General features: G+C 67.6%; 5 protein-coding genes. 2 read left to right on the top strand and 3 right to left on the bottom strand.

Annotated features, from left to right (window positions below; all coding sequences use genetic code 11):
* Together G4O04_06320 and G4O04_06315 are read left to right on the top strand one after the other, a co-directional pair.
* Positions 1–1,637, top strand: a 1,637-nt coding sequence (locus G4O04_06320; GenBank protein HEY58135.1) for a TolB family protein, incomplete at its 5' end; no start/stop codon positions are given.
* 146 nt (positions 1,638–1,783) lie between these two features.
* Entirely contained in the window at positions 1,784–2,803 is a 1,020-nt protein-coding gene (locus G4O04_06315) for a peptidoglycan DD-metalloendopeptidase family protein (protein ID HEY58134.1), read from the top strand.
* Between the two features lie 73 nt (positions 2,804–2,876).
* On the opposite strand, the gene G4O04_06310 is transcribed toward G4O04_06315, so the two are convergent.
* The 3 genes from G4O04_06310 to G4O04_06300 all read right to left on the bottom strand — a co-directional run bounded on the left by G4O04_06310 (position 2,877) and on the right by G4O04_06300 (position 4,901).
* Entirely contained in the window at positions 2,877–3,827 is a 951-nt protein-coding gene (locus G4O04_06310; GenBank protein ID HEY58133.1) for a HAMP domain-containing protein, read from the bottom strand.
* A 6-nt stretch (positions 3,828–3,833) separates the two neighbouring features.
* Positions 3,834–4,073, bottom strand: a complete 240-nt coding sequence (locus tag G4O04_06305; protein HEY58132.1) for a hypothetical protein — start codon at positions 4,071–4,073, stop codon at positions 3,834–3,836.
* A 177-nt stretch (positions 4,074–4,250) separates the two neighbouring features.
* Positions 4,251–4,901, bottom strand: a complete 651-nt coding sequence (locus G4O04_06300) for a M23 family metallopeptidase (GenBank protein ID HEY58131.1) — start codon at positions 4,899–4,901, stop codon at positions 4,251–4,253.
* Positions 4,902–4,929: the final 28 nt, after the last annotated feature.

Raw genomic sequence — 4,929 nt, 5'->3', positions numbered from 1 at the left:
CGGCCGGCCCGCCCCCCGTGGCGCCGCCGCCCACGCCGCCCCCCCTTACTTTTCCCCAGGGGGTGACCATCCTTTCCCTGCGGGACGGCCTAGCGCTGCGTCTCTTCGCCTACGATCCCCATCGGCTGCCACTCAGCCCCATCACCCCGCCCGATGTGGACGCCATCACCCCGGCGCTGAGCCCCGACGGCAAGACCCTGGCCTACGCCGCCAACCTCGACGGCACCTGGAACCTGTACCTGCTGGACCTGTCCACCGGCGAGGTTCGCGCCCGTCTGACGGATACCCCGGCCTATGACGCCTCCCCTTCCTGGTCTCCCGATGGAAGGTGGCTGGTGTACGAGGCCTACCTGGACGACAACCTGGAACTGCTCATCCGGGATGTGGCCGGGGAGCAGGCCCCTTTGCGCCTCACCACCCATCCGGCGGCCGATTTTCAACCGGCGTGGTCGCCCCAGGGTCGCCTCATCGTCTTCGTCTCCACCCGTGAGGGCCTGCCCCAGATTTTCGTGGCCAATCTAGACCAACCCCCGGAAAATCGCCTGCGGCGCGTGAGCGACCCTGACCTGGGCCCGGCGGCGCATCCCGCCTGGTCCCCCGATGGCCGCTGGCTGGCCTGGTCGCAGGTCACCCCCGACGGCCTGCACCGCCTGTACCTCTGGGACGCCACCCATCCCGACCGGCCCCCGCGCTTCGTGGGCCAGGGCGACTGGCCGATGTTCGCGCCCCAGGGCGAGGTGCTGCTCACCGTGGTCACCACGGCGCGGCAGGCCTTCCTCACCGGCTATCGCCTGGATGACCGCAGTCTGGCCCTGCCTATGATGCCCTTGCCCGGCCCGGTGCACGGCTTCACGGTGGGCGCGGCTTCTCTGGCTTGGCCTCTCCCCGCCGCCTTTGGGGTGACGACCCCTGAGGCCACGTCCACGCCTTTGTGGACGCCGGCGCTTACCCCTCACCCCGACCTGCCCGCCGGGCGGCTCGCCGTCGTGCCCCTGCCCGGGGTGGAGGCGCCGCGCGCCGAACTCAGCGACGCCGCCGACGAGGCTTTCGCCGCCCTGCGGCAGGCTGTAGCCCGCGCCGTGGGCTGGGACGCCCTGGGCCGCCTGCGTTACGCCTACATGCCCATCACCGAGAATCTGCTCCCCGGCCAGGCCTGGCTGCACACCGGGAGGGCCTTTGCCCTCAGCGATGCGCCGTTGCAATCCGGCTGGCTGGTCGTGGTGCGCGAAGACTACGGCGCACAGAGCTACTGGCGGGTTTATCTGCGCGCCCGCGCTCAGGACGGCAGCCAGGGGATGCCCCTGCATGCCCTGCCCTGGGATTTTTACGCCCGCTACCGCGCCGACCCCATGGCCTACGAGGCCGGTGGCGCCTACGCCCACGCGGTCCCGCCCGGCTACTGGGTGGATTTCACCGAACTGGCGGCGGCTTTTGGCTGGGAGCGCCTGCCCGCGGCCACCGATTGGCGGGCTTATCTCCCCGGCGCCCGCTGGGACCTCTTTGCCTTGCGCCAGGGCCTGACCTGGGAGGAGGCCATGGCCCAGATTGTGCCGCCGGAGATTTTGCTCACCCCCACGCCCATCCCCACCCCCTCGCTGAACTTCCGCATCCCGACGCCGACGGAGGGCGCGCCATGAGGCTTAGGGGATGGGGTGTCCTCCTCCTGGGGTGGCTCCTGCTTTTTGGGTGCGGGCCGGCCTCTCGGGTTCCGGCCTCACCGGACCTCGGGGGGGGCATCCCCACCCCGACGTCGAGGCCTGCCCCTGAGGTGGGTTCCCCCACCATGTCGCCTGTGGTCGCGCCTGCTTCGACCCGACCCATGCCGACCCCGGCCCTGGCCCCGGCCACCCCGGCGCCTGCTCCCACGAGACAGGCTTATCCCACCCCGGCGGCGTTGCCCTTCGATGCCCTGTTCCCCACCGTGGAGGCCGTGCCGCAGGAGGCCCCCTGGCGCCCGCCCACTTACCCCACCCCCTGGGCGCCCACGCCTTTTGACCATTTTTTCCTGGCGCGGCCCATCGCGGCTTTTTACGGCGGCGTGGCCTCGGACGATTACCGCTACGGTGGGGTGTTCTTCGGCACCGAGGTGCACACCGGCGTGGACATCAAGGCGGACCCCGGTACCCCGGTGCTGGCTGCGGGCGATGGCCGGGTGGTGTGGGCCGGACCGGGGCTGTACTACGGCAATCCTGCGCGCACCGACGACCCCTATGGCATCGCCGTGCTCATCCGCCACAATTTTGGCTGGGAGGGGGAGGCGGTGCACACCCTCTACGCCCATTTGAGCAAGGTGTTGGTGCAGCAGGGGGATTGGGTGACCGTGGGGACACCCATCGGGCTGGTGGGCACTACAGGTCACTCCACCGGCCCGCATCTGCACTTTGAGGTGCGGATCGGCACCATCGACCGCACTTCGCCTTATAGCGGTGCCCGGAACCCTGACCTGTGGCTGGTGCCGCCCATCGGCTGGGGGGTGTTGGTGGGACAGGTGCGCAGCACCGGCGGCCAGTGGCTGCACCATTACAAAGTCTATCTGGTGTGGGATGACGGCCACTTGCGTAAGGTCTGGCGAACCTACACCTATGGCCAGGGCCTTTTGAGCCCCGATCCATATTACCGGGAAAACTACACCGTGGGGGATTTGCCCGCCGGGCGTTACACCATCGAAATCACCTACAATTACCGCACCTATGCCCAGGAGGTGGAAATCGCGCCGGGGCAGATCACCTACTTCACTTTTCGGGGCAGCGCCGGGTTCACCGTCGGGCTGCCGCCGCTGCCCGAGGCCGACTGGCAGCCGTGAAAGAGGAGCGCTCACGCCAAAAAGCGCAGTCAGAACAAGGCTGCGCTTTTTGGCTCCCGCCTTGGGCTGTGCTTTAGGAGTGTTCTGTTGTTGGAGCAAGGCTTTGGTCTGGGCCTGGGCGTGGGGATCGTCGGTGCGCTCCAGAAAGGCCTGCAGGTCGCTGCGGGCCTGGTCGTCCTCTCCCGGGTTCATGTAAGCCACAGTGCGGTTGAAGTAGGCTGGCGTGGCATCGGGGGTCCAGAGTGCGGCGAGCCACCAGGCTCCCCCGGCATCGGGTAGGTGGGCGAGCCGTCCGGCAGGGTTGTCGGGGACTGGCAGGCGGCGTGGGGGCGGCCCGGGGGGCGGTTCCCCGGCGCTGGCCAGCGCGGAGTTGGCCGTCCTCCTGAGTGTACACGCCAGCCCAGCCCTGGGGACACAGGGCGGCGGCGGTTTGCGCGGTCAGTTGGAGCGCCTGAGACATCTGGCGTTGGTGGGCAACCCGGATGGCGTAGTGGTTCAACCGTTGCAACAGGGTCACATCGCGCCGGATGGCCGCTGCCATGTGGTTGAATGCCTGGGTGAGGGCGGCGATTTCGTTCTCGCTTTGCACGGGGACCTGGATGTCCAGGTCGCCCTGGCCGAAACGTTCCACCGCCTGGCGTAAGGCCAGCACGGGTTGGTTGATGTTTCGCGCGATACCGGCGCTCATCAGCACGGAAAGCAGGATGGCCACGGCCAGCACCCCACCGGCCACCAGGCGAAAACTGGTGATGGAGGCGTAGATGTGTTGCGCCGGTTCCCGGCGGATGATCACCCAAAAGTGCCCCGGGTTTTCCTCAGGGGAGGGATAGACAGGCCGATATACCCAGACTTCGTCGCCCACCCGAACATGTCCGGGCTGGCCGGAGAGGATGGCGGCGGCCTGGTGGGGCGCATCGTTCCATAGGCCCCCTTGGATGTCGAGGTCCTTGGGCCCGCCCCAGCGTTTCGCGGGGTCGGGATGCGCCAGGTAGCACCCTTGCTGATCCACCGGGAGCAGGTCCACGGCGTGCTACCGGCGGCGGTTGCTTTCGTACAGGATGTCCAGCAAAGGTTGGGCGTGCAAGTTGACCACCAGGACGTCCACCCACTCTTGCCCCCGGTACAGGGGGAGGGCGTAGCGCAATACGGGGTGCAGAGGAAATTCCAGGGCCCCGAATTCCCGATTGAGATCCAGAGGGGAAATGTAGATCTGGCCGCGGGACAGGCGACGTGCCTTCTGGAAGCAGTACCGATGGGCTTTGTTTTGCACTGGCGGGTGGTGGCTAGCAGCGCCTGGATTTGTTGGAGGTGCTCTTCAACATCCTCCGATGCGCCAGCAAGGCGCGTTCGGGGTTTCTACCCCGTCCGCCGGATCTCGGGGGCGGATTCTTCCCCCAGGGACTTTCTTTTTTTGAGAAACCGACCTTGAGGCAGGGGCTGTAGAGGCTCAGGGTTGCGAGAGCAGGCCACGCTCCCGGGCCTGGAGGAGGATTTCCCACGGGTCCAGCAGGGCGAAGGGCCCCTCGAAGCGCCACCAGCGGTAGGCTTGGTCGGAGGCTTCGGAGTGTTCGCGGCTCTGGAAGGTCCACCCCTGGGGAAAGGTTTCACCGGCCGGGCCGCGGCGCAATTCCAGGTGCAGGTGGGGATTGCCGCAGTTGCCGCTGCAGCCCATATGGCCCAGGGTTTCGCCGCAGGCGACGGCCTGCCCGATGGCGAAGGGGGGCGGTTCGGCCAGGTGGGCGTAGAGCGTGTACAGGGCCTCCCTCGGCTGCAGCCCCAGAAGGTCTTGCCAGGCCGGGGAAAGGGCCTCGGCGCGGGTCGCGATCATCACCGCGTTGCCGTAAGGGAAGCGCCCGCGCTCGACGCCTGCCACCTGGCCCGCAAAAAGGGCCTGCACCGGGAGGGAGACGAAGTGCCCATACGCGCCTTCCCAGTAGGTGAAGTCCACGCCTTGATGGCCGCCGTCGGGGTTGTCCGTGGGGGGCGGGGTGAGCCCGCGGGAGCGGTACAGCCGCCAGCGCTCCGGTGGGATGGGGAGGGGGTCTTGTTTCTTTATCCAGGGGGATGAACAACTTTGTACTTTTAAACTTTCCAGCAATTATTCGCATTATTGTTTCATTTTTTAT

Source organism: Anaerolineae bacterium, from assembly GCA_011176535.1.
Lineage (GTDB): Bacteria > Chloroflexota > Anaerolineae > Anaerolineales > DRMV01 > DUEP01.
The sequence above is the reverse complement of the archived record's forward strand: the minus strand, read 5'-3'. Positions and strand labels throughout refer to the sequence as shown.

Bases quoted from the DNA above. Each gene is read 5' to 3' on its own strand.
- G4O04_06315 (HEY58134.1), top strand. From the start codon at position 1,784: ATGTCGCCTGTGGTCGCGCCTGCTTCGACCCGACCCATGCCGACCCCG.